General features: G+C 72.4%; 27 protein-coding genes. 15 read left to right on the top strand and 12 right to left on the bottom strand.

Going from position 1 to position 22075, the window contains the following annotated elements; all coding sequences use genetic code 11:
* Positions 1–11: 11 nt before the first annotated feature.
* Complete coding sequence (locus IEY98_RS00465; RefSeq protein WP_189208287.1) at positions 12–1127, top strand: DUF2332 domain-containing protein; 1116 nt, start codon at positions 12–14, stop codon at positions 1125–1127.
* Positions 1128–1133: 6 nt separating this feature from the next.
* On the opposite strand, the gene IEY98_RS00460 is transcribed toward IEY98_RS00465, so the two are convergent.
* Positions 1134–1556, bottom strand: coding sequence for an NUDIX hydrolase (locus IEY98_RS00460; RefSeq protein ID WP_229786393.1), 423 nt, complete (start codon positions 1554–1556; stop codon positions 1134–1136).
* A 145-nt stretch (positions 1557–1701) separates the two neighbouring features.
* Here IEY98_RS00460 and IEY98_RS00455 point away from each other — a divergent pair, with 145 nt between their 5' ends.
* The 4 genes from IEY98_RS00455 to IEY98_RS00440 are packed head-to-tail and all read left to right on the top strand — an operon-like array spanning position 1702 to position 3951.
* Complete coding sequence (locus IEY98_RS00455; RefSeq protein WP_189208286.1) at positions 1702–1863, top strand: hypothetical protein; 162 nt, start codon at positions 1702–1704, stop codon at positions 1861–1863.
* Positions 1864–1882: 19 nt separating this feature from the next.
* Complete coding sequence (locus IEY98_RS00450) at positions 1883–2452, top strand: PH domain-containing protein (protein ID WP_189208285.1); 570 nt, start codon at positions 1883–1885, stop codon at positions 2450–2452.
* Between the two features lie 30 nt (positions 2453–2482).
* Complete coding sequence (locus IEY98_RS00445; protein WP_189208284.1) at positions 2483–3343, top strand: PHP domain-containing protein; 861 nt, start codon at positions 2483–2485, stop codon at positions 3341–3343.
* Positions 3343–3951, top strand: coding sequence for a MarC family protein (locus IEY98_RS00440; RefSeq protein ID WP_189208283.1), 609 nt, complete (start codon positions 3343–3345; stop codon positions 3949–3951). The genes IEY98_RS00445 and IEY98_RS00440 overlap by 1 nt, the downstream gene beginning before the upstream one ends.
* Here IEY98_RS00440 and IEY98_RS00435 read toward each other — a convergent pair.
* The gene (locus IEY98_RS00435; RefSeq protein WP_189208282.1) at positions 3948–4292 is read right to left on the bottom strand and encodes an ArsC/Spx/MgsR family protein; all 345 of its coding nucleotides are present in this window, start codon (positions 4290–4292) and stop codon (positions 3948–3950) included. The two genes, IEY98_RS00440 and IEY98_RS00435, sit on opposite strands and share 4 nt — an antisense overlap.
* Positions 4293–4377: 85 nt before the next feature.
* Between IEY98_RS00435 and IEY98_RS00430 the strand changes: the two genes are divergently transcribed.
* Positions 4378–5184, top strand: a complete 807-nt coding sequence (locus tag IEY98_RS00430; RefSeq protein ID WP_189208281.1) for a RecB family exonuclease — start codon at positions 4378–4380, stop codon at positions 5182–5184.
* A 225-nt stretch (positions 5185–5409) separates the two neighbouring features.
* Positions 5410–5772, top strand: a complete 363-nt coding sequence (locus tag IEY98_RS00425; protein ID WP_189208280.1) for a hypothetical protein — start codon at positions 5410–5412, stop codon at positions 5770–5772.
* A 20-nt stretch (positions 5773–5792) separates the two neighbouring features.
* Here IEY98_RS00425 and IEY98_RS00420 read toward each other — a convergent pair whose 3' ends face one another.
* Genes IEY98_RS00420 through IEY98_RS00410 form a run of 3 tightly spaced genes read right to left on the bottom strand, consistent with a single transcriptional unit; the run spans position 5793 to position 9724 of the window.
* Positions 5793–6659, bottom strand: coding sequence for an alpha/beta fold hydrolase (locus IEY98_RS00420; protein ID WP_189208279.1), 867 nt, complete (start codon positions 6657–6659; stop codon positions 5793–5795).
* Positions 6660–6693: 34 nt separating this feature from the next.
* Positions 6694–8082, bottom strand: coding sequence for an Rv3212 family protein (locus tag IEY98_RS00415; RefSeq protein ID WP_189208278.1), 1389 nt, complete (start codon positions 8080–8082; stop codon positions 6694–6696).
* A gap of 4 nt (positions 8083–8086) precedes the next feature.
* The gene (locus IEY98_RS00410; protein ID WP_229786389.1) at positions 8087–9724 is read right to left on the bottom strand and encodes a DEAD/DEAH box helicase; all 1638 of its coding nucleotides are present in this window, start codon (positions 9722–9724) and stop codon (positions 8087–8089) included.
* Positions 9725–9940: 216 nt separating this feature from the next.
* Between IEY98_RS00410 and IEY98_RS00405 the strand changes: the two genes are divergently transcribed.
* Both IEY98_RS00405 and IEY98_RS00400 read left to right on the top strand, forming a co-directional pair.
* Positions 9941–10612: a ferritin-like fold-containing protein gene (locus IEY98_RS00405; protein ID WP_189208277.1), complete on the top strand. Its 672-nt coding sequence runs from the start codon at positions 9941–9943 to the stop codon at positions 10610–10612.
* A 94-nt stretch (positions 10613–10706) separates the two neighbouring features.
* Complete coding sequence (locus tag IEY98_RS00400; protein WP_189208276.1) at positions 10707–10931, top strand: DUF3107 domain-containing protein; 225 nt, start codon at positions 10707–10709, stop codon at positions 10929–10931.
* Between the two features lie 61 nt (positions 10932–10992).
* Here the strand turns inward: IEY98_RS00400 and IEY98_RS00395 are convergent, their stop codons facing one another.
* Together IEY98_RS00395 and IEY98_RS00390 are read right to left on the bottom strand one after the other, a co-directional pair.
* Entirely contained in the window at positions 10993–11319 is a 327-nt protein-coding gene (locus IEY98_RS00395) for a DUF4873 domain-containing protein (RefSeq protein WP_189208275.1), read from the bottom strand.
* Between the two features lie 11 nt (positions 11320–11330).
* On the bottom strand, positions 11331–12062 hold the full coding sequence (locus IEY98_RS00390) for a TetR/AcrR family transcriptional regulator (RefSeq protein WP_189208274.1): 732 nt from the start codon (positions 12060–12062) through the stop codon (positions 11331–11333).
* A gap of 68 nt (positions 12063–12130) precedes the next feature.
* Between IEY98_RS00390 and IEY98_RS00385 the strand changes: the two genes are divergently transcribed.
* Both IEY98_RS00385 and IEY98_RS00380 read left to right on the top strand, forming a co-directional pair.
* Entirely contained in the window at positions 12131–13042 is a 912-nt protein-coding gene (locus IEY98_RS00385) for an AurF N-oxygenase family protein (protein WP_189208273.1), read from the top strand.
* Positions 13043–13092: 50 nt separating this feature from the next.
* Entirely contained in the window at positions 13093–14064 is a 972-nt protein-coding gene (locus IEY98_RS00380) for an alpha/beta fold hydrolase (RefSeq protein WP_189208272.1), read from the top strand.
* Here IEY98_RS00380 and IEY98_RS00375 read toward each other — a convergent pair.
* The 5 genes from IEY98_RS00375 to IEY98_RS00355 form a co-directional block, all read right to left on the bottom strand.
* Positions 14061–14435 carry a type II toxin-antitoxin system RelE family toxin gene (locus tag IEY98_RS00375; protein ID WP_189208271.1) on the bottom strand — a complete coding sequence of 125 codons (375 nt, stop codon included), beginning with the start codon at positions 14433–14435 and terminating at the stop codon, positions 14061–14063. The two genes, IEY98_RS00380 and IEY98_RS00375, sit on opposite strands and share 4 nt — an antisense overlap.
* Positions 14436–14437: 2 nt before the next feature.
* On the bottom strand, positions 14438–14731 hold the full coding sequence (locus IEY98_RS00370) for a type II toxin-antitoxin system Phd/YefM family antitoxin (protein WP_189208270.1): 294 nt from the start codon (positions 14729–14731) through the stop codon (positions 14438–14440).
* A 92-nt stretch (positions 14732–14823) separates the two neighbouring features.
* Entirely contained in the window at positions 14824–15531 is a 708-nt protein-coding gene (locus IEY98_RS00365) for a hypothetical protein (protein WP_189208269.1), read from the bottom strand.
* Positions 15519–16223, bottom strand: coding sequence for a PP2C family protein-serine/threonine phosphatase (locus tag IEY98_RS00360; RefSeq protein WP_189208268.1), 705 nt, complete (start codon positions 16221–16223; stop codon positions 15519–15521). Before IEY98_RS00360 ends, IEY98_RS00365 begins: the two co-directional genes overlap by 13 nt.
* 51 nt (positions 16224–16274) lie before the next feature.
* On the bottom strand, positions 16275–16907 hold the full coding sequence (locus IEY98_RS00355; RefSeq protein WP_189208267.1) for a TetR/AcrR family transcriptional regulator: 633 nt from the start codon (positions 16905–16907) through the stop codon (positions 16275–16277).
* 172 nt (positions 16908–17079) lie between these two features.
* Here IEY98_RS00355 and IEY98_RS00350 point away from each other — a divergent pair, with 172 nt between their 5' ends.
* From IEY98_RS00350 to IEY98_RS00335, 4 genes are all read left to right on the top strand, one after another.
* The gene (locus IEY98_RS00350; protein WP_189208266.1) at positions 17080–18027 is read left to right on the top strand and encodes an alpha/beta fold hydrolase; all 948 of its coding nucleotides are present in this window, start codon (positions 17080–17082) and stop codon (positions 18025–18027) included.
* A gap of 46 nt (positions 18028–18073) precedes the next feature.
* Positions 18074–19081, top strand: coding sequence for a DUF3152 domain-containing protein (locus IEY98_RS00345; protein ID WP_189208265.1), 1008 nt, complete (start codon positions 18074–18076; stop codon positions 19079–19081).
* Positions 19082–19183: 102 nt separating this feature from the next.
* Entirely contained in the window at positions 19184–20362 is a 1179-nt protein-coding gene (gene moeZ / locus IEY98_RS00340; protein WP_189208264.1) for an adenylyltransferase/sulfurtransferase MoeZ, read from the top strand.
* Between the two features lie 755 nt (positions 20363–21117).
* A complete protein-coding gene (locus IEY98_RS00335) occupies positions 21118–21906 on the top strand; it encodes a TIGR02569 family protein (protein ID WP_189208263.1) in 789 nt (262 codons plus the stop codon).
* Positions 21907–22075 lie beyond the last annotated feature (169 nt).

Here is a 22075-nt window from a genome sequence, read left to right as displayed (position 1 = left end):
GCGTCCCGGGCGTGGCGACCGCACAACTCGACGAGATCCGGTTCCGGCTGCGCGCCTTCGCCGACACCGAGGCGGCAGGCGAGTCCCCGCTCTACGCCCACCTGGCCGGACGCGCGGCCGACGACCCGGACGTCGCCGCGCTGCTGTCCTCGGCCCCGCCGGAGCAGGCCCGGCCCACGCTGCTGCTGGCCGCCGCGCACCGCGTGCTGCAGGCCAACCCCTTCCACGAGCTGGTCAACTACTACCCGTCGATGGGCGGCACGTACGGCCTCGACGGCGGGACCTGGCCGCTGTTCCGCTCGTTCGTCCTCGATCACGCCGACGCCGTCCGCGCGCTGATCGCGACGCGCAGCACGCAGACCAACGAGGTCCGCAGGGCCGCGCTGCTCTATCCGGCCCTCGCGATCGCCGCCAAACAGGCCAAGGGGCCGGTTGGTCTGCTGGAGGTCGGCTGCAGCGCCGGTCTGCTGCTGGGCGTCGACCGCTACGCCTACCGCTACCAGACGGAGCTTTCCGGACAGGTCGTCGCCGGGCCGGCGAAGACGCCCGTCGGGCTGCACTGCGCGCTGGAGCTGGCGCCCGGCGCGACGATGCCCGTGCTGCCCAAGAAACTGGCCCTGGCCGCGCGGATCGGCCTGGACCGCAGCCCGGTCGACCTCGACGACGAGGACGCCGTGGCCTGGCTGGAAGCCTGCGTGTGGGCCGACCAGCCGGAGCGGCAGCGGCTGCTCACCACCGCGATCACGTTGCTGCGCAAGGACCCTCCGCCGGTGATCGCGGGCGACGCGGTCGACGATCTGGGGGTCGCGGCCGATCGGGTGCCCGATGACGTCCCCTTGGTCGTGCTGACGTCGAATGTGCTGCCTTATCTCTCCGAACAAAGGCGAGGGTTGTTCATTGAAGCGCTCGCCGAACTCGCCGGTCGCCGTCCGACCTGGTGGCTGAGCCATGAGGGTTATCAGGCCGGGCTTTCTCTGCTCGTGCCCGATCGGGGGGATTTGGCAGCTTCGCCGGGCACTGGCGCATTCGGCCTACTGGGTCTCACCACTTGGGAGGGCGGACGGCCGAAAACCGCTGTCCTGGCCCGAACGGCGATGCACGGGGAGCGCCTGACCTGGCTGGCCTGACCTGCCTCAACGGGGCAGGACGCCCCAGCCGTCCAGGGTCTCGGCCAGTTCGTCCACCAGTTCACCCGAAGTTCGCATTGTGGTGAAGGTCGCAAGATCGAACCAACCGGCCTCGGCGGCGTCGTCACCGGCCCTGAGGTCACCGCCTGTCACCACAGCGGCGTAGTCGTGGATGTCGAACACCCCGGAGGGCGCAGGCCGCTCGACCCGGCCGACAAACGCGCCGACGGCGATCTCCAGGCCCGTTTCCTCGCGCACCTCGCGCCGGACCGCGGCCGCGTCTGATTCACCGCTTTCCACCTTTCCCCCAGGTAGAGACCATAGTCCGGCGCCTGGCGGGCGGGTTCTGCGAATGAGTAAAAGGCGTCCGGAATCGTCATGCACGACCGCTCCGACGCATCGGATCATCGGTTTTCCACCACGGTTCATGAGCACGGAGCGTAGCGGTAATCCGGCGGTGACCCTCCGCGTTGACCTATCCCGGGGAGTGGGCTCCCGTTCGTCAGCGGAGTGCGGTACAACGGTTTTCAACAGCGCCATGAGTCAGGTGCGTCAGGGAGCGGGGTAGATCGCTGTGGACGTCAAGAAGGTTCTCATCTTGACCGGGGCCGCGTTGCTGGTTTTCTTCTTGGTCACCCAACCGGTCGCGTCCGCCGGAATCGTCAACTCCATCATCACCACCCTCCGCGAGGGTGCGGAAGCGATCATCACCTTCGTCCGTACAGTTTTCAGCTGACACCGGGTAGCGTCGAACCATGTTCGCGCCCCGGGACCCAGACGAGTACCTGCTCGACTCCGAACGACGGGTCATCCGGGTGCGCCGACATTGGGCCTACCTGACCTGGCAGGTGTTCGAGGCCGTCGCGCTGCTGGCCGTGTGCGTGATGATCTCCTACGTGCTGCCCCCGAACGCGTGGGTCGTGCAGAACGTCCTGTGGTACGTCGCGCTCGCGGTGCTGCTGCGCTTCACCTACCAGGTCATCGAGTGGTGGGTCGAGCGCATCGTGGTCACGGACAAGCGGTTCATGATGACCACCGGCGTGTTCACGATCCGGGTGCTGATGATGCCGGTCAGCAAGGTCACCGACCTGACCTTCGAGCGGAGCTGGATCGGCCGCATGCTCGGCTACGGCACGATGGTCGTCGAGTCGGCGGGCCAGATCCAGGCGCTCAACCGCATCGACTACCTGCCCCGGCCCGAGCAGGTCTACGACGCCATCTCGGAGCTGACCTTCGGCGACAAGAAGGCCCAGGCCGAGCGGTTCTCGATGATCAAGGCCCAGCGCATCGCCAGGGGCAAGAAGAAGGCGGCGGGCAAGGTCTAGGTGACCTGCGCCATCCGCCACACTGGCTGGGTGCGGATCGACCTCCACTGCCACTCCACGGCCTCCGACGGCACCGACAGCCCGGCCGGGCTGGTCGCCGCGGCCGCGCGCGCCGGGCTGGCCGCGGTGGCGATCACCGACCACGACACCACCGCGGGCTGGGCCGAGGCCGCCGCCGCGCTGCCGCCGGGACTGGCCCTGGTCCGCGGCGCCGAACTGACCTGCGTCTCCGATGACGGCCGCGGCGGGCAGTGCACGGTGCACCTGCTGGCGTACCTGTTCGACCCCGAGTCCGAGGCCATGGTCGCCGAGCACGCCCGCACCCGCGCCGAGCGGCGCGCCCGCCTGCGCACCATGGCCGGGCGGATGGCCGCCGACGGCTACCCGGTCGACGCCGACACCCTGCTGGGCGAACTGCACCCCGACGCGCCCGCGGGCCGCCCGCACCTGGCCCAGGCGCTCGTGCGCGCGGGCGTCGTGGGCTCGGTGACCGAGGCGTTCGCGACGCTGCTGCACGGCCGCAGCGGCTACTACGTGCCCAGCCGCAAGACGCCCGTGCTGGAGGCGATCGGCCTCGTGAAGGCCGCGGGCGGCGTGTCGGTGCTGGCGCACGGGTTCGCCCACCGGCGCGGCCCGACGATCAGCGCCGAGGTGGTCTCCGAGCTGGCCGGGGCCGGGCTCGACGGCGTGGAGGTCGACCACCCCGACCACGACGACGACGCCCGCGCCCGGCTGCGCGCGCTGGCCGACCGGCACGGCCTGCTGGTCACCGGCTCCAGCGACTACCACGGCACGAACAAGACCACCGCCATCGGCGCGGAGACCACCGCCCCCGAGGTGCTGGCCGCGATCGGCGAGCGGGCCACCGGCGCGGGGATACTGGTGGCCTGATGTTCGACGTCGCGCTGTTCGCCGAGGCCACGATCACCCTGCTGGTGATCATGGACCCGCCGGGCACCATCCCGGTGTTCCTGAGCCTGACCGGGCGCAAGTCCAAGCAGACCCGGCTGGGCGCGGCCCGGCAGGCCGTGCTGGTGTCGTTCCTGGTGATCAGCCTGTTCGCCGTCGGCGGCGAGGTGATCCTGCGCTACCTGGGCATCGGCATCCCGGCCCTGCAGGGCGCGGGAGGGCTGCTGTTGCTGCTGATCGCGCTCGACCTGCTCACCGGGCGCGGGTCGACCGAGCCGGAGATCGCCGAGGACGTCAACGTCGCCCTGGTCCCGCTCGGCACGCCGCTGCTGGCCGGGCCGGGCGCGATCGCGGCGACGATCGTCTTCGTGCGGCAGGCGGACGGCCACCTGGCGTCCTATCTGGCGCTCGGGGCCGCGATCGTCGCCGTGCACCTGTTCCTGTGGTTGTGCCTGCGTTATTCCGGCGCGGTCATCCGGTTCATCAAGGACAGCGGCATCACGCTGCTGGCCAAGATCGCCGGTCTGCTACTCGCGGCCATCGCGGTGCAGTTGGTCGCGGACTCGGTGCGCGGCTTCATGGCGGGCTAGAGCACCTCGTCGATCGCCTCCTGGCTGCGGCCGATCACCGCGCGGCCGTCGTCGGTGATGATGATGGGGCGCTCGATCAGCACCGGGTTGGCGGCCAGCACGGCGATCCATGCCGCCCGGTCGTGCGGGAGGTTGGCCAGGTCGAGCTCCTTGGCCCTGGCCTCCTTCATCCGGGTGATCTCCCACGGCTGGCGGTCCAGCTTCGCGAGCACCTCGTCCAGCTCCGCCTCCGTGGGCGGGTCGTCGAGGTAGCGGCGCTCGGTGTGCCCGGGCGCGGCGGCGTCCAGCGCGGTCTTGGCGGCGCGGGACTTCGAGCAGCGGGGGTTGTGCCAGATCTCCACGCGGTCATTGTGCACGCCGGCGCGGATAGTGTCGGTGGGACTGCGTACGGTGTGGGCCGTGCGAGGTCAGCTGGGATTCGACAGCATGCCGCGGAAGTTGATCAAGGTGACGCCGTCGCGGCTCGGGGTGTGGGCGGACTGCCCGCGCCGCTTCCGCATGGCCTACCTCGACCGCCCGACCCCGCCGCGCGGCGGCCCCTGGGCGCACAGCACGCTCGGCGCGGTCGTGCACAACGCGCTCAAGGCGCTGTTCGACCTGCCCGTGCGCGCCCGCAACCCGGAGGCGGCGGCGGGCCTCGTGCGCACGCACTGGAAGGACGACGGCTTCGCCAGCGCCGCCCAGGCCGCGGAGTTCCGCGACCGCGCCGCCGGGTGGGTGCACGACTACGTCGCCGACCTCGACGTCACCCACGAGCCGGTCGGCCTGGAGCGCTGGGTGTCCGCCCCGGTGGGCACGATCGTCGCCGAGGGCCGCGTCGACCGCATCGACCAGCGCGGCGACGAGGTCGTCATCGTCGACTACAAGACCGGCAGGCACGCCCTGACCACCGACGACGCCCGCGGTTCCCAGGCGCTGGCCCTCTACGTCCTGGCCGCCCGCCGGACGCTGCGCAGGCCGTGCACGAAGGTGGAGCTCCACCACCTCCCGACGGGCACCGTCGCCGCGTGGGAGCACACGGACGAGTCCCTGGCCCGCCACCTCCGCCGGGCCGAGGAGATCGCCGACGAGTTCCAGCTGGCCACCGACACCCTCGCCGCGGGCGGCGACCCGGACATCCTGTTCCCCGCCCAACCCGGCCGCCAGTGCGCCTGGTGCGACTTCCGCCGCAGCTGCGCCGACGGCCAGGCGGCGGGCCCGCCCTTGGACCCGTGGGCCATGCTCGCCCCCTGACCGACGGTGCGGTCTCTGCGGTAGGGCACGCGGATGCCTCGGCGCTGGCTGCTTCCGCTGGGTTGGCGCGGTTGGTCCGCAGGGCCCTGCGGACCAACCGACGCGCGCGGACCGGTCGGACTGCCCCGTCTTGGGCACGTCCGACCGCCCGTGCGGCGACGGCGACCAGCGCCATTCCGCACACGCCCGGCCATCGACCCGCCCCGGAGCGTGGCCGGGGGAGGGATGAGCGATGCTGTTGGGGTGACCGGTCCCACCGAACGCCTGCCGAAGCCGGATGATCCGACCGTGGAGCTGCCGCGTGCCCGGGCACGGCCCGGCGGGCCGTGGCGCGACCTGAGCGGCGCGCTGGCCGTCGGGCTGTGCGGCCTGGCGCTGGTGGTGCTCGCGCTGCAGGTCTACGCCTGGACCCAGCCGGACGTGCCCGGACCCGGCGTCGGCGTGCTGCTCGGCCACATCGCGGCCGCGGTCGCGGCCGTGGTCGCGCAGCGGTTCGCCGACCGGCTGCGCGGGCCGCAGGCGGCGTTGGCCATGGTGCTGGTCGCCGTCGCCTGCGGCGCCGCTTTCTGGTACTTCTGGTGGGCCTGAGTGGACTATCCGAACAGGACTCAGGCCAGCCAGGTGTTCCAGGTCGGCAGCAGCACGTCCAACAACGCCTCCGGGGCCTCGACGGCCGGGGAGTGCCCGGCGCCCAGGATGGCGGCGTAGTCGGCCTCCAGCCGGTCGGCCATGTCCCGCTGCACCGCGGGCGGCCAGGTGTCGTCGGCGATGCCGCAGGCGACCAGGCAGCCCGTGCTGTTGCTGCGCAGCCTCCGCGACAGGTCGGCGACCAGGTCGGGCTCGGTGCGCAGGCCGCGCGCCATGCCCAGCAGCGCCGCCGGGTTGTTGCGCAGGAAGCGGGCGCGGAAGAACTCGCGCAGCGGCTCCGACAGGCTCTGCCATCGCGGGTTCTCGCGGTTGAGCGCCTCCTGCGCCTGCTGCGCTGCCGCCACGCCGTGCTGGCGCAGGAGCGGGTCGCCCAGCTCGAGCACCTGCCTGCGGATGCCCTGCGGCAGCTCGCCCGGACCCGAGCTGAGCAGCGTCAGGCCCGCGATCGGCGCGCCCGCGAGCACCGCGCGCCGGGCGACCAGGCCGCCGAAGGAGTGGCCGACCAGCAGGACGGGGCGCCCGTCCGCGGCCAGCTTCTCCACCAGCTCCGCCAGGCCCGTGCCGAGCGCTGCGGGCAGGTAGGCGTTCTCATCGTCTGGTCCTGGCGTGTCCATCTGACCGGGGAGGTCGATGGCCAGCGCCTGGTAGCCCGCGTCGGCGATGGGGTCGAGCAGCGGGACGAAATCCTCTTTGGACCCGGTGTACCCGGGCACCAACAGGACAACCGGGCCGTCGCCGGTCGTGCGCAGGGCCGCGTAGTGGCCAGGCAGCTCGACCGGGACCGCGCGGTGCGGGGTCAGTTGCGAATACACCGGTACCTCGGACATGGGACCAGTGTGCGCCTCGGACCCGGTGTGAGTCTTATCGCAAAGCAACCAAAAGCGGGCCGCGCTGTTCGAGCACGATCGGACCGATCGTGGACATCGCCACCGGGCCGGTGTACCCGCCTCGGTCAACCGGGAACGTGCCCACCCGCGAGCCGTCGGTCTGGTCGATGACGGCCAGCCCGTCGGCCACCGGCACCAGCATCCGCCCGGCGAACAGCGTGCCGGGGCCCAGCGTGTCCGGCACGGTCCACAGGGGCTTCAGGTCCTCCATCGACAGCGCGACCGTCGCCGACCCGGTGTGCCAGTGGTACGCCCCGGACCCCGCGACGGTCTCGGCCACCGGGCCGTCCTGGCGCAGCGCGCCGACCTGCAGCGGGACGTCGGCCGTGCGCGCGCCGTCGTCGCCGAAGACGAGCAGCCGGGCCGGGTCGGGCAGCGCGACCGCGGTCAGCCGGTCGGTCATGGCCACGACCTGCGCGGACTCGGAGTCCAGCACCTCGCTGAACACGACCTCGGGCCGGTCGGCGTCCTTGGCCGTGGCCTTGTAGACCGTCAGCCGGTCGGCCAGGTCGTCCGGGCACCGCTCGATGACCGCGATGCGCCCGGCGTTCATGAACACCGAGTCGTAGGCGCACCCGGTGCGCGGCTGCCGGTCCGGCACGACCTGGGCCGGGACCTGGCCGTACTCCATGGTCTCGACCAGGTCGGAGCGCAGCGTGGTGATGAGCCGCTGGCCGGAGGCGGTCAGGTAGGTGCCGTCGCCGACGAGCTCGGCGCCCAGCTCGGCGTCCCAGTTCCGCTGGGCGGCCCGGGACCCGTCCTCGCCGTTGAGCGAGGTGACCTCGCTGCAGCCCCCGTCGCCCCGGGGGGCGTCGTCGGGCAGGAAGCCGCCGTCGGAGCGGTACACCGCGACGGCGTTCTGCCAGGCCGCGGTGACCGTGCACAGCGGCAGGTCGCGCCGGTAGCTCCACACCGGCTCGCCGGTGAGCGGGTCGCGCCCGATCACCTCGCCGTCCTGGGCGGTGACCACGACCGGGCCTGCGGCGACCGGCTCCGGGGTGGCCGGGCTCTCGGCCCGCCACGCCTCGCCGAGCGACGGCGGGAACAGCTCCGGCGGCGCGGGCGACGGCGCCGCGCTGCGGGGAGCCGTCGCCGTGGCCTTCAGGTCGCTCGCCTGCCAGAGCAGGACCCACCCCGCGGCCACCGCGACGACCAGGCCGATCGCGATGACGACGTCCCGGCGCCGGGTGAACCGCGTGCGCCCGCCGGTGTCCACCGGGGGCGGGGGCGGCCCGGCCAGGACGTCCTCCGTCCAGGTGTGGAAGCCACCGCTCTCGGGCGTCAGCCCGTCGCCGTGGCCGCCGTCTCCCGGCTCCGGACGCGGGGAACCGGACTCGCTGCTGGGGGGCTCCGGTGCGGTCACCCGGTCAGTCTGCCGACCCCGGTGTATCGCCGGTGTTCGACCCCGGGGAAACGACCTCCCCGGCCCGCCTGCGCCGCCGGGTCCGGGTGCGCGCGGGCTTGGCCTGCGACTCCCCGTCCGCGGTCGACGCGGTCTCGGCGGGGGCGTCGTCGCCCTCGACGTCCACGCCGCCCCGCCTGCGCCTGCGCCGCGGCCTGCTGGACTTCTCCGCGCTCTCCTGGGCCTCCTCGGCCGGGGCCGAGCCGGTGCGCCTGCGGCTGCGCTTGGCGCCGCGCTTGCGCTCGCCGAGGTCCTCCTCCGGCTCGGCGTCCAGGCCCGCCCTGGTGCGCTTGGCCAGCGGGAGCCGCCCGCTCGCCTTCTCCGGGATGCCCAGGTCGGCGAACAGGTGCTCGGAGGTCGAGTAGGTCTCCACCGGCTCGGGCTTGCCGAGGCCGAGCGCGTCGCTGATCGACTTCCAGCGGGCCTCCTCGTCCCAGTCGACGAGGGTGATCGCCACGCCGGTGCGCCCGGCGCGGCCGGTGCGGCCGATCCGGTGCACGTAGGTCTTCTCGTCCTCGGGGCACTGGTAGTTGACGACGTGGGTCACGTCGTCGACGTCGATGCCCCGGGCGGCGACGTCGGTGCAGACCAGCACGTCGACCTTGCCGGAGCGGAACGCGCGCAGCGCCTGCTCACGGGCGCCCTGGCCCAGGTCGCCGTGCACGGCGCCGGCGGCGAAGCCGCGCTCGGTCAGGTCGTCGGCGACCTTCTGCGCGGTCCGCTTGGTCCTGGTGAAGATCATCGTCAGGCCGCGGCTCTCGGCCTGCAGGATGCGGGCCAGCACCTCGATCTTGTCCAGCGAGTGCGCCCGGTAGACGAACTGCTCGGTGCGCTCGTGGATGGCGCCCTGGTCGTGCTCCTCGGCGCGCACGTGCGTCGGCTGCCGCAGGAACGTCCTGGCCAGGGTGATGATCGGGCCGGGCATGGTCGCCGAGAACAGCATCGTCTGCCGCTCGTCGGGCACCATCGTCAGGATCCGCTCGATGTCGGGCAGGAAGCCCAGGTCGAGCATCTCGTCGGCCTCGTCGAGCACCAGCCCGCGCACCTTGCCCAGCACCAGGTGGCGCTGTTCGGCGAGGTCGAGCAGGCGGCCCGGCGTGCCGACCACGATGTCCACGCCCTTGCGCAGCGCGGCGATCTGCGGCTCGTACGGCCGCCCGCCGTAGATGGCGAGCACGCGGACGCCCATGTGCTTGCCCGCGTCCTTGATGTCGTGGGTCACCTGCAGGCACAGCTCGCGGGTGGGCACCACGACCAGCGCCTGCGGGGTGCCGTCGCCGGGCGTGGTGACCCGCTGCAGCAGCGGCACGCCGAAGCCCAGCGTCTTGCCGGTGCCGGTGCGGGCCTGCCCGATCAGGTCGTCGCCTGCCAGCGCCAGCGGCAGCGTCAGCGCCTGGATGGCGAAGGTCCGCTCGATGCCCGCCTCGCCGAGGGCGCGCACGATCTCCGCGCGCACGCCCAGTTCGGCGAAGGTCGGCGAGTCGGTGGCCACCGGCGCGCCCGCCTGCAGCGGATGCGATGTGTCGGTCTCCGGCACGCCCGCTTCGGCGTGCTCAAGGCTGACCGGGTCGAGTCCGGTTGTGTCGTTCGTCAGGGTGATCAACCTCTCCTGTTCACCAGCGCGCAACGGCCCTGGTCCGGCCGCTCGACCGCGCACCCGGACTCCCCCCGGTCCAGTCGTGCGCGGGAGGGCTCAGCGAGGCTTGCGCGCACCCTCCGCCCCGGCTCTCGATGGGCCGGGGACCACCCGTTTCCGCCGGTCCCGGCGGTGGGTGTCCTGCCGAGTCTACCCGGGTGTCCTGCCAGATACCCTGCCCGCATGGAGAACGCGGAGGTCGAGGGGCGCGGCGCGGCGCTCTCCCCGGGTGTGGTGGACCTGCTGGGCGTGCTCGCCTACGGCGAGCTGTCGGCCTTCGACCGGCTGGCCGAGGACGCGCGCACCGCCCCGACGCTGTCCGGGCGGGCGGCGCTGTCGGAGATGGCCGCTGCCGAGATGGGCCACTACCTGACCATCGCCAAGTACCTGGCCGGGCACGGCGTGGGCGTCGAGGACGCGATCCGCCCCTTCATCGGCCACATCGACACCTGGCACGCGTCCACCGCGCCGCGCTCCTGGCTGGAGTCGCTGGTCAAGGCCTACGTGGGCGACGGGCTGGCGGCCGACTTCTACCGCGAGATCGGCTCGTGGCTGGACCCGGACACCTCCGCCCTGGTCACCGAGGTGCTCGCCGACACCGGCCACTCCGCCTTCGCCGAGCGCGAGGTGCGCGCGGCCATCGAGCGCGACCGCACCGTCCGCGACCGGCTCGCCCTGTGGGGCAGGCGCCTGCTGGGCGAGGCGCTGACGCAGGCCCAGTACGTCGTCGCCGAGCGCGACGGCCTCGCCGAGCTGATCGTCTCCGGCACCGGCGACCTCTCCGGCATCGCGGCCCTGTTCCGCAGGCTCCAGCAGCAGCACGGCAAGCGCATGACCACCCTCGGCCTCGGCTGAGATTTCGCGGGTGGTGAACACCCTCGCCCCGTGCGGCGCGGGGGCGGCCCGCTCGACTAGCCTTCTGTCAGGCAACTACCAGTGTGGAGGTCGCGTGGAGGTCAAGATCGGTGTCGCGGACACCGCGCGGGAGCTTGTGCTGAACAGCAGCCTGACTCCTGACGAGGTCGAGGCCCTGGTCGCCGACGCCCTCAAGAGCAGCACGGGCCAGCTCGTGCTGACCGACGACAAGGGCCGCCGCTACGTCGTCCCGTCCGCGCGGGTGGCGTACGTGGAGATCGGCAGCGCGGACGTCCGCAAGGTGGGCTTCGCTCCCTGAGACCAGTCGCGCGGAAGGCCCACCCGGAACATCCCGGGTGGGCCTTCCGCCGTTCCCGGCGCTAGACGTCGGCGTGGTCCAGGGTGGTCTGGACGACGAACGGGGGCCTGCTGGTGCCCATGATCCGGTAGCGGTCCCACGGGTCGGGGTCGGAGAGCTCGCCCGGGGCCTCGCCGCCGGGGGTGCGCAGGACGACCTTGGTCTTCTTGCCGCCCGCGAGCTCGGAGACCTTCTGGTCGGCCTGGATGCGGCCGTACCAGCGGTAGTAGCCGTCGATCGGCTGGAAGTGGCCGCGCAGCTCGACCCGGACGGTCAGCTCGTGGTCGGCGATGACGAGGGTGGCCTGGCCGCTGTAGCCGTCGTCCTCGGGGTGTTCGTCATGGGACATGGTGCGCGCTCCTACCCGGCCGCGGCGTCGTCGCCGTCGCCCAGTTTGACGATCTTGTTGATTTCCAGGGGCTTGTTCGGGTCGATGCTGACGCCGTGGGCGCGCATCGTCCCGTCGATGGCCGCCCAGATGGTCTGGGTCAGGTACTCCACGACGGAGTCGCGGCTCATGGTGCGGCGCTCCAGCCACCACTCGCCGACGTTCTGGACCATGCCGACGATGCCGTGGCCCCAGACCTCGGCGCCGCCGGAGTCGAGCTTGAACGCGCGCATGTAGTCGCCGAGCAGGCTCGACAGCGCGCCCGCGATGACGCCCTTGTCCTCGGCGACGATGTCGGAGTCGATGCGGCGGTCGCCGAAGGTGCGCCGGACCAGCAGGCGGTAGAGGTTCGGGTACTCCTCGATGATCGAGAAGAAGGCGTCGAGGCTCTTGCGGATGCGCGGCAGCGGCGCCTCCTCCCGGTTCATCGCCGGGATCAGCCGCTCGAACAGGATCTCGGTGCCGCGCTGGCCGAGGGCGACGAACAGGTCGGCCTTGTCGGTGAAGTGCCGGTAGAGCACCGGCTTGGTCACCCCGGCCTCGGCGGCGACGTGCTCCATGCCCACGTCGGGCCCGTGTTCGGCCAGCGCGCGCAGCGCCGCCTCCACGAACTCCTCGCGCCGCGCAGCCCGGTGCGACTTCCACCGGTCGCGCCTGGCGTCCCCGGAGAGCTGTCCCTTGACACGATCCGCCATGACGCTCATGCTACCAGAAGTAACTGTTACCGGAAGTAACGCATGATGCGTCAACGCACGGAGAAGGTGACTCGACGATGAGCCGCGCGCTGCAGGTGGCCAAGGTAGCCGATCGGGAGCGGACCGCGGGTCGGCTGCTCAAGTCTTCCGCCGAGAAGTTCTACGACCCCGAGGTCGACATCGATTGGGACGCCCCGATCGCCGAGGACAAGTACTTCCACCCCGAGCACCGGATCTCCCTGTACGGGACCGAGCTGTGGGAGCGGCTGACTCCCGAGCAGCGCGTCGAGCTGGGCAAGCACGAGACCGCCAGCATCGCCAGCACCGGCATCTTCTTCGAGGTCCTGCTCATGCAGATGCTGCTCAAGCAGGTCTACAAGCACGACCCGACCACCGACCACGTGCACTACATGCTCACCGAGATCGCCGACGAGTGCCGCCACTCGACGATGTTCGGCAAGGCGTGCAAGCGCTTCGGCGTCCCGGCGTACGGGCCGCGCCGGTGGATCAAGTCGCTGGCCAGGATCCTGCCGGTGGTCGGCCGGGGCCCGTCGGTGTACGCGGCCATCCTGGTCGCCGAGGAGATCCTCGACCGCATGCAGCGGGAGAACATGGCCGACGAGAACCTCCAGCCGCTGATCCGCATGGTCAACCGCATCCACGTGCTGGAGGAGGCCCGGCACGTGACCTTCGCCCGGCAGGAGGTCGCGCAGGGCATGTCCGAGGCGGGCTGGGTGGCCAAGCAGTACCACCGGGTCATGGCCGCGGTGGTGTCGTACTTCGTCGCGCTGAGCCTGGTGAACCCGAAGGTCTACGAGGCCGTGGGGCTGAACAGGCGCGAGGCGTGGAAGGCGGCGAGGAACAATCCGCACTTCCAGCAGACCATCGCCTACTGGGGCGAGCGGATCATGGCGTTCCTGAAGGAGGCGGACCTGGTCGGCGGCCCGTCGATGATCCTCTGGCGCCGCTCGATGCTGCTGCCGAAGTGACGGGCGCCGGTGCCTGGAACTCGAAGCTACCGCTTAGTAAGTTGAGCGGCATGTTCCAGGCATCGGACGGCGTCGCACTGCACGTCGAGGACAGCGCGGACGCGTCCGCCCCGGTCACGGTCCTGCTGACGCACGGGTGGACCAGCGACAACCGGGTGTGGGACGCGGTCGCGCCGCGCATCCCGCACCGCGTCATCCGCTTCGACCACCGCGGCCACGGCTCCTCCGGCCACGGCGAGGCCACCCTGGAGCGCCTGGGCGACGACCTGGCCGAGCTGATCGCCGCGGCGGTGCCGGAGGGCAGGCTGGTCCTGGTCGGCCACTCGATGGGCGGCATGGCGATGATGGCCCTCGCCGCCCGCCACCCCGACCTCGTGCGGTCCCGCGTGCACGCGGCGTTCTTCGTCTCGACCTCGTCCGGCCGGATGGCGGAGATCACCTTCGGCCTGCCCCGGCCGCTGGTCAAGGCCGCCATGGCCCTGCGGAAGCGGCTCGGCAGGCCGCGCAGGCCCGCTTCCGCAGTGACCACGCCGCAGCACCCGCGCAGGTCCGCCCCCGCGGAGACTGCGCCGCACAGGCCCGCCCGAGCGGAGACTGCGCCGCACAGGCCCGCCCCGGCGGAGACCGCGGTGGCGTCCGCGCCGAAGCCGCCGCGCAGGCCGAGCCCGCTGCAGGCCCGCGCCCAGCTGGCGTTCCTGCGCTGGCTGCTGTTCGGCACCCGCTACGACCGCGCCGACCTGCTGTCCGTCGCCGACCAGCTCCGCGTCGTCCACCGCCGCTCCGCCGCGGCCCTGCGCTCGTCGATCAACCGCCACGCCGCCGCCGAGGCCCTGCGCGTCTACCGCGACGTCCCCACCCAGATCCTGACCGGCGAGCGCGACCGCCTCATCCCGGCCGAGCACTCCCGCGCCATCGCCGCCGAACTCCCGGACGCCGAACTCGTCGTCTACCCAAACGCGGGCCACATGCTCCCGTACGAACGCGTGGACGACCTGGTCGCCCGAGTGCTCGCGGCGGTCTAGGCGCGGTCGCGCCTGCCCCACGCCTCGTGGAGCATCTTCTCGGCCATCGCTGCCAGGCTCCGATCGGCGGCCATCCGCAGCCTGCTCACCGCCAACTCGTAGCACTCGTCGTCCACCCGGCGGCCGATCACCCAGACCACGACCACGGTCCCGTCCGGCTCGACGCGGTAGACGATCCGGATGTCCCGGTCGCCGACCACCAGCTTGCGGAAGGTCGTCAGGTTGCCGAGTCGACGACCACCGAGCGGCTCGCCGCGCTTGTCGGGCTCGGTCTCGAGCTTCTTGAGGGCCTTGATGACGATCTTGCGCGTGGAGCCGTCGAGGTCGCGCAGGTCTTCCCGGGCGTCAGCGGTCAGTTCGACCCTGGCCACGATCACTCCTCGTCGAGGTTCACACCGAACTCAGCGGCGACGTCGTCGAGGCTGTACCGCTCGCCCGAGTCGGTGAGCGCGCGGGCCCAGGCGACCGCGATCAGCTTGAAGTCCTCCTCGAGTGACTCCAGGTACTGCAGGCGCTCCATGGTCTTGATGTCCACGATGGCCGCGGCAGGCCGGTTGTTGCGGAAGACGAAGAAGGTCCGTCCCTCGCTGGCCTGGTTCACCAGCTTGGACAGCCCGCGGGCGTTGGCCTCGCTGACGCTGATGACGTCGTTGGTGTCGATCTGCACGGCTGGCCTCCCCTTGGCCAGAATCCTGGCCAGAATCGTGCCCAGTCTACGCCGGCTAAGGAGACATGTGCACCCGTGAGGCGGTGCTGTGTTCAGCTGCTGGACCGGTGCCGACACAGGCGGTGGGGGACGAGCTTCTGGTCGTCGGCCACCAGCAGGCGTTCGCGGATGAGGAAGTCCGGCAGCTCGTGGCGGTGGCCCGCCGCCTCGCCCCAGATCTCGGTGGTGACCTCGTCCAGGGCGCGCTCGAGGGCCGTGAAGGACGACAGGCCGAGGCAGAGGCGGGTCTGGGTGCGGCCCAGCGGGGCGGGGGAGGCGATGCCGGGGGTGAAGTACTCCCGGTAGTACGCCGCCAGCACCGTCCGGTGGCGGGGTTTGCGGGTCAGCAGCAACTGCACCCGCACCGCGGCGCCCGAGAGGCCGATGGACGTCTCCGGGCCCAGTTCGACGAGGTCGCCGTCGTCCGGGGCGCTGCCGGACACCGTCAGGTGCACGCGGTAGCGGGAGTCCCACACGTGCACCTCGGACTCCCCGTCCGGCAGCGGGAACGCGCAGCGCTCGGCGACGGTGAAGCGCCTGCTCTCGGCCATCACGTACACCGCGAGCGGGGCCTGCCGCCCGTGGCCGTTGACCAGCCACCACCGGCCGTCCATGTGGCGCAGGTACGGCGCGTTCGGCGCGCGGGAGACGCGGTCGTCGGCGCCCGCGCTGAGGAAGTCGCGGTCGAGGGCGAACCGGGTGGTCGGCGCGACCGGGACCGGGGACGGCAGGGCGTGGTAGTCGACGATCAGGTCGGCCAAGCCACCACGTCTCCCACCACCGCGGTCACGTTGTCGCGGGCGCCCGCCTCGCAGGCCAGGCGGACCAGGGTCTCCACGCACTGGCGCGGGTCGGCGGCGCGCAGGCCGGTCAGCGCGGCCAGGAAGTCGGCGTCGTCCAGGGCGTCGGTGAGGCCGTCGCTGCACAGCAGGTAGCGCTCGCCGACCACCGCGGGCCGGGACCAGGTGTCCGGCTGCAGCGTCGGCTCCATGCCGACGGCGCGGACCAGGGCGTTGCGGTTGGGGTGGCGGGCCCCTTCCTCGGCGGTCAGGTGCCCGGCGGCGACGAGCTCGGCGCCCAGCGTGTGCGGGGAGCTCAGCAGCTCGACGCGGTCGGTCTGCACGAGGGTGACGCTGTCGCCCACATACGCCCCGCGCACCCAGCCGTCGGCGCCCAGGGCCGCGATGACCAGCGTCGTCGCCATGCCGTGGGTGGCCGGGTCGGTCTCGGCGTACGCGCGCACCGCCGCGTTCGCGCGGACCGCTGCCTCCTCGGGCGGCATGTCCGGACCCGCGGCGACCACCGACTCCATCGCCAGCCGCGAGGCGACCTCGCCCGCGGGCGCGCCGCCGACGCCGTCGGCGACGGCGATGAGCCGCTCGCCCGCGTGCCACGAGTCCTGATTGGTGTCACGCCCGCCGAGGGCGCTGCACCCCGCTACCAAAAGCCGCATATCTCCACGGTGCCGGCCGAGTGCTGAGAACGGCAGGGGGAGGGCTCCCCCTTATTCGTGCGCCTGCAGCGGGAACCCGCCGCCGATGCCGCGCCACGCCAGGTTGGAGATCAGGCCGATGGCCTCCTCCTTGGGCACCACCCGGTTGTCGTCCAGCCACGCGCGGGCGGCGATCTGGCTGACGCCGACCAGGCCCACGGCCAGCAGCCGGGCGCGGTTCTCGTCGAGGCCCGCGTCCGCGGTGATGGTCGCGGTGATGGCGTCGACGCTGGCGTTGGTCGCGCGGGCGACCGCGTCCTGGACCAGCGGCTCGTTGCGCAGGTCGGACTCGAAGACCAGGCGGAACGCCTGGCTCTCGCCGTCGACGAAGTCGAAGTAGGCCCGCACCGCGTTGCGCACGCGCGTCTTGTTGTCGGTCGTGGTCTCCATCGCCGTGGAGACCCGGCTGATCAGCTCGTCGACGTGCTTCTCCAGCAGCGCCATGTAGAGCTCCAGCTTGCCGGGGAAGTGCTGGTAGAGGACCGGCTTGCTGACCCCGGCGCGCTCGGCGATCTCGTCCATGCCCGCGGCGTGGTAGCCGTTGGCGGCGAACACGTCCTGGGCCGCGGCCAGCAGCTGGGCTCGGCGCGCCGTGCGGGGGAGTCTCGCGCCGCGCCCGCCGCTGTGCTGAATCGTCTCCGACATGCGTCCCCTCGCTCCACTGCGTGCCGCCGAGGTCACCGGCGCCGACGTCCGACACTACTAGCCGGTAGGCCGATTGCGGGAATCCTCGTCCGCCAAAACCGTCAAGACAAGTATCCGGCGTGACCCGGACCACTGTTCGGCGAGTCGCCCCCGGGCGATTCACACTGGAGCGATGACCGTTTCGCTGTCCGATGCCCAGTTGCCCCCGGTGGACCCGACGCGCCCGGCATGGCCCGGCGCCGAGGAGACCATCGGGGGAGTGCGGCTGCACGTGCGCCGCACCCCTGGCCACGGCGACGTCCCGGCCGTCTACGTGCACGGGCTCGGCGGGTCCGCCACGAACTGGACCGACCTGGCCGACCAGCTCTCCGGCCACGCCCCCGGACTCGCCGTCGACCTGCCCGGCTTCGGCCGCAGCACGCCGCCCGACGGCTACGACTACACGCTGCGCGCGCACGTGGACACCCTCGTCAAGGTCCTCGGCGGCCTCGACGGCAGGCCCGTGCACCTGCTGGGCAACTCGATGGGCGGGGCCATCTGCCTGCTCGCCGCCGCGGCCGCCCCCGAGCTGGTGCGCACGCTGACCCTCATCTCGCCCGCCGTCCCCGACCTGCGGCCCGACCCGCGCAGGCTGTCGGACCCGAGGCTGGCGCTGGCCATGCTGCCGCTGCTGGGCAAGCGGGTGCGGCGCAGCCTCGCGGCCATCACCCCGCGCGAGCGCACGCGCCAGATGCTGGAGCTGTGCTTCGCCGACCCGAGCCAGGTGCCCGAGCAGCGGGTCGCCGAGGCGGAGGCGGAGTACGCCGAGCGCGCCGAGCAGGCGTGGGCGAACCCGGCGCTGGAGGGGAGCACCATCGGCCTGATCCGGTCGTGGCTCGTCGTCGGGCCGCGTTCGATCTGGCGCGCCGCGCCCAGGATCACCGCGCCCACGCTGGTCATCTGGGGCACGCGGGACCGGTTGATGTCGGTGCGGAAGGCCCCGCGCACTGCCCGCGCGATCCCCAACGCCCGGCTGCTCGTGCTGCCCGACGTGGGCCACGTCGCGCAGATGGAGCGGCCCGCGACCGTGGCCAGGGCGGTGCTGAGCCTGTGGCGCTCGGCCGCTGGCGACCGGTGGTGACCCGCTTACCGAGAGCGCACGCGCCCGGTGTGGCACCCTTGAACCCGTGAGCGAGTGGGACGGTTCGTCACCCTCCGCGACCGCGGAGCCCGACGAGGAGCGCTACCGCCCCGGCGCTCGGCGCACCGCAGCCGAGCCGCTGGCGGCGTCGTGGCGACCCGACCCGACGGCGGGGGGCGGCGCGAGAAAGCACGCCCGCCGCGGCTTCTTCGCCACCTACGGCTGGCGCGTCTACGCCGTGCCGGTGCTGCTCGCCGTCACCGGCCTCGTGGTCGTCCAGACCGCGGCGGACCGCTCGCCGGAGACCACCGCGGCGGGCCTCAACCCGGCGCTGTCGCAGACGCAGCAGGCGACGACCACGCCCGGACCCGCGCTGACCGAGCGCCCGCCGGTCGACCTGGACATCCCGTCCGCCGAGCTGCCCTCGGGCGGTTCCTACGCCAAGTCGGGCTCCGGGGAGTGGCGGGTGCTCGCGGGCAGCGGCAAGCAGGTCGGCGAGGGACGCCTCTACACCTACACCGTCGAGGTGGAGGGCGGCATCCCCGCGGCCCAGTACGGCGGCGACGACGTCTTCGCCGGGATCGTCGACGGCACGCTGAGCGACCCCCGCGGCTGGACCAGCCTCGGCGAGGTCGCGGTGCGCCGGGTCGGGCCGGGGGAGAACGCGGACTTCCAGGTCAGCCTCACCACGCCGGAGACGACCCGCCGGGTCTGCGGGTTCACCATCAAGTACGACTCGTCGTGCGCGATCAACGACCGGGTCGTGCTGAACCTCGCCCGCTGGGTCCGCGGCGCGGTGGCCTTCGAGGCCGACGTGCTCACCTACCGCAAGTACGTCATCAACCACGAGGTCGGGCACGTGTTCGACCTCGGCCACGTGGGCTGCGCCAAGACCGGCGACCTGGCCCCGGTGATGATGCAGCAGACCTTCGGCGTGGCCAACGACTACGTCCACGAGCTCAACCGCGCCTCCGGCGGCGGGGGCGTGCCCAAGGACGGCAAGGTGTGCAAACCCAACGCCTGGCCGAATCCGCAAGCCCGCCCCGGCAACTGACCGCCGCGTCCCGCCATCTGGGAGCCGGGAAGGCGGAGTGGGAGTGTGGCGTTGGAAGCGATGACAATCGCCGCGCGAATCGCCGGAGTTCGAGGAGGACTGATGGCTGGCAGTCTGCCGCCGCTAGTGGAGCCCGCAGCGGAGCTGACCAAGGACGAGGTGGCCCGCTACAGCCGCCACTTGATCATCCCCGACGTCGGCATGGACGGCCAGAAGCGCCTGAAGAACGCCAAGGTGCTGGTGGTCGGCGCGGGCGGGCTGGGCAGCCCGGCGCTGCTCTACCTGGCCGCGGCGGGCGTGGGGACCCTCGGCGTGATCGACTTCGACGTCGTCGACGAGTCGAACCTGCAGCGCCAGGTCATCCACGGCCAGTCCGACATCGGCAAGTCCAAGGCGGTCTCGGCCAAGGAGTCCATCGCCGAGATCAACCCGCTGGTGAACGTGATCCTGCACCAGACGCAGCTGGACTCGTCCAACGCGCTGGAGATCTTCCGCGACTACGACCTGATCCTGGACGGCACCGACAACTTCGCCACCCGCTACCTGGTCAACGACGCCGCCGTCCTGCTGGGCAAGCCGTACGTCTGGGGCTCGATCTTCCGGTTCGAGGGCCAGGTCAGCGTGTTCTGGGAGGACGCGCCCAACGGGCAGGGCCTCAACTACCGCGACCTCTACCCCGAGCCGCCGCCGCCGGGGATGGTCCCGAGCTGCGCCGAGGGCGGCGTGCTGGGCGTGCTGTGCGCGTCCATCGGCTCGATCATGGTGACCGAGGCGATCAAGCTGCTGACCGGCATCGGCGAGCCCCTGCTCGGCAGGCTGATGGTGTACGACGCGCTGGAGATGTCGTACCGGACCATCAAGATCCGCAAGGACCCCGAGACCAAGCCGATCGAGGGCCTGATCGACTACGAGGCCTTCTGCGGCGTGGTCTCCGACGCCGCCCAGTCCGCTGCGGCGGGCAGCACCATCACGGCGCAGGAGCTGAAGGAGAAGTTCGACCGCGGCGACGACTTCGTGCTGATCGACGTCCGCGAGCCGAACGAGTTCGAGATCGTCCGCATCCCGAACTCGATCCTCATCCCCAAGGACCGCATCCTCTCCGGCGACGCGCTGGCCGAACTGCCCCAGGACAAGCCGATCGTCCTGCACTGCAAGTCCGGCGTCCGCTCGGCGGAGGCCCTGGCCGCCCTCCACAAGGCGGGCTTCGCCGACGCCGTGCACGTCGGCGGCGGCGTCCTGGCCTGGGCCAAGCAGGTCGACCCGAGCCTGCCCACCTACTGACGGCAGCGTTGGCCTCCGCTGGCTGCGCCCGTGCAGGTGCCCGGACGGGACTGCACGGGCGCAGCCAACCCGGCTGGGACGGGGGAGGCTCGGCTGGCGGCAGGCAGGTCCGGCTGACGAGGGCGGGTTCGCCTGACGAGGGCAGACTTGGCCGACGGGGACACCAGCCGACGGCAGGCAAGTCCATCGGCCCAGGCACCTCCAGTTGATGGCAACCTTGCCAACCAGCGGCTGGCAAGGTCCGCTTGTGGCTGGTGAGGTCCGGCCGTCGTGTGGGCTGGCGAGGGGTGGTCGCCGCGTGGCTGGTGAGGCCCGGTTGCTGGGTGGCTGGTGAGGTCTGGTCGCCGGGTGGGCTGGCGAGGTGCGGTCACCGGGTGGCTGATGAGATCCGGCCGTCGGGTGGGCTGGCGAGGTGCGGTCGCCGCGTGGCTGATGAGGTCCGGTCGCCGGGTTGCTGGTGAGGCTCGGCCGCCGGGGCAAGCGAGGTCCGGTCGTCGCGTGGCAGGCGAGACCTGCGTGCTCGGCGGCAGGCCCTCCCGGGCGGCGCGAGTGCGGTGACTCCCGCCTGCCGCGCCAGCACAACGCTCCGCCTGACGGCGCGGCCGACCCAGGTTATCCACAACCCATCGGTAACCGGGGCGCTCGCGGGTGTGACGTCGATAGACTGGCCAGGGGGCCGCCCCCCGGGGAGCGGTGGGCCGTTCCCGCGCGTCACAGCGCCGAAACCGCCGGTCCACCGGGTAGCGTCCCCGGCCGTGAGCACACCGCCCCCTGAGCACGTCCGGGCCGCGTTCGGCGCCCGGGGCGCCGAGCCGGTCCTGATCGAGAACGGGCCGGTGTGGCGGTGTGACGACATCGCGCTGCGGCCCGCGGGGAGTCCGGCGGAGGCGTCCTGGGTGGCGCAGACGCTGGGCGAGCTGGACGTGCCCGACCTGCGCATCGCCCGGCCCGTGCGCTCCAGCGACGGGCGCTACGTCGTCGGCGGGTGGGCGGCGTTCCGGTACGTCACCGGTAGGCCCGAGCCGCGCTACGACGACGTCGTCGCCGCGTCCCTGCGCTTACACGAGGCGACCAGCCGCCTCAACCGGCCGCGCTTCCTCAACCTGCGCGCCGACGTCTTCGCCATGGCCGACCGCATCGCGTGGGGCGAGGAGCACGCCGAGCTCGACGCCGACCTCGGCGGCAGGCTGTTCCACCTGCTGGCCGAGCGCCGCGGCGAGCTGACCACCAAGCCGCAGGTGGTGCACGGCGACCTGTTCGGCACCGTCCTGTTCGACGGCGACGCCGCCCCCGGCCTGGTCGACTTCACCGCCTACTACCGCCCGCCGGAGTGGGCGGCCGCCGTGGTCGTGGTCGACGCCCTGGCGTGGGGCGGGGCCGACGACGGCATCGCCCGCCGCTGGTCGCACCTGCCGGACTGGCCGCAGGCCCTCCTGCACGCCCTGCTGTTCCGCCTGGCCGTGCACGCGCTGCACCCGAAGTCGACCCAGCGCTCCATGCGGGGCCTGGAGCGCGCGGCGAACCGGGTGACCGACCTGCTCTAGCGCGCGGACCGCGGTCCGCCGTGGTCGTGATCACGCCAAGATCGTGCAGGCGTGTGCAGAAGAACTCCTTGACCGGCGGGACAACCGCCGTCGCGCCGCCGATTCTCACCAGTGCCGCACGGACGCTGCGCAGGCAAGTTCGCACGCCGGAAACATGTCCGCATCCGCG

Origin of the sequence: Actinokineospora fastidiosa (genome assembly GCF_014648415.1) — a bacterium.
Classification (GTDB): Bacteria; Actinomycetota; Actinomycetes; order Mycobacteriales; family Pseudonocardiaceae; genus Actinokineospora; species Actinokineospora fastidiosa.
The sequence above is the reverse complement of the archived record's forward strand: the minus strand, read 5'-3'. Positions and strand labels throughout refer to the sequence as shown.

Bases quoted from the DNA above. Each gene is read 5' to 3' on its own strand.
- IEY98_RS00450 (WP_189208285.1), top strand. From the start codon at position 1,883: ATGTTCGCGCCCCGGGACCCAGACGAGTACCTGCTCGACTCCGAACGA.
- IEY98_RS00355 (WP_189208267.1), bottom strand. From the start codon at position 16,907: ATGTCGGAGACGATTCAGCACAGCGGCGGGCGCGGCGCGAGACTCCCC.
- IEY98_RS00390 (WP_189208274.1), bottom strand. From the start codon at position 12,062: ATGAGCGTCATGGCGGATCGTGTCAAGGGACAGCTCTCCGGGGACGCC.
- IEY98_RS00440 (WP_189208283.1), top strand. From the start codon at position 3,343: ATGTTCGACGTCGCGCTGTTCGCCGAGGCCACGATCACCCTGCTGGTG.
- IEY98_RS00380 (WP_189208272.1), top strand. From the start codon at position 13,093: ATGTTCCAGGCATCGGACGGCGTCGCACTGCACGTCGAGGACAGCGCG.
- IEY98_RS00360 (WP_189208268.1), bottom strand. From the start codon at position 16,223: ATGCGGCTTTTGGTAGCGGGGTGCAGCGCCCTCGGCGGGCGTGACACC.
- IEY98_RS00350 (WP_189208266.1), top strand. From the start codon at position 17,080: ATGACCGTTTCGCTGTCCGATGCCCAGTTGCCCCCGGTGGACCCGACG.
- IEY98_RS00395 (WP_189208275.1), bottom strand. From the start codon at position 11,319: ATGTCCCATGACGAACACCCCGAGGACGACGGCTACAGCGGCCAGGCC.
- IEY98_RS00385 (WP_189208273.1), top strand. From the start codon at position 12,131: ATGAGCCGCGCGCTGCAGGTGGCCAAGGTAGCCGATCGGGAGCGGACC.
- IEY98_RS00420 (WP_189208279.1), bottom strand. From the start codon at position 6,659: ATGTCCGAGGTACCGGTGTATTCGCAACTGACCCCGCACCGCGCGGTC.
- moeZ (WP_189208264.1), top strand. From the start codon at position 19,184: ATGGCTGGCAGTCTGCCGCCGCTAGTGGAGCCCGCAGCGGAGCTGACC.
- IEY98_RS00405 (WP_189208277.1), top strand. From the start codon at position 9,941: ATGGAGAACGCGGAGGTCGAGGGGCGCGGCGCGGCGCTCTCCCCGGGT.
- IEY98_RS00430 (WP_189208281.1), top strand. From the start codon at position 4,378: ATGCCGCGGAAGTTGATCAAGGTGACGCCGTCGCGGCTCGGGGTGTGG.
- IEY98_RS00460 (WP_229786393.1), bottom strand. From the start codon at position 1,556: ATGAACCGTGGTGGAAAACCGATGATCCGATGCGTCGGAGCGGTCGTG.
- IEY98_RS00425 (WP_189208280.1), top strand. From the start codon at position 5,410: ATGAGCGATGCTGTTGGGGTGACCGGTCCCACCGAACGCCTGCCGAAG.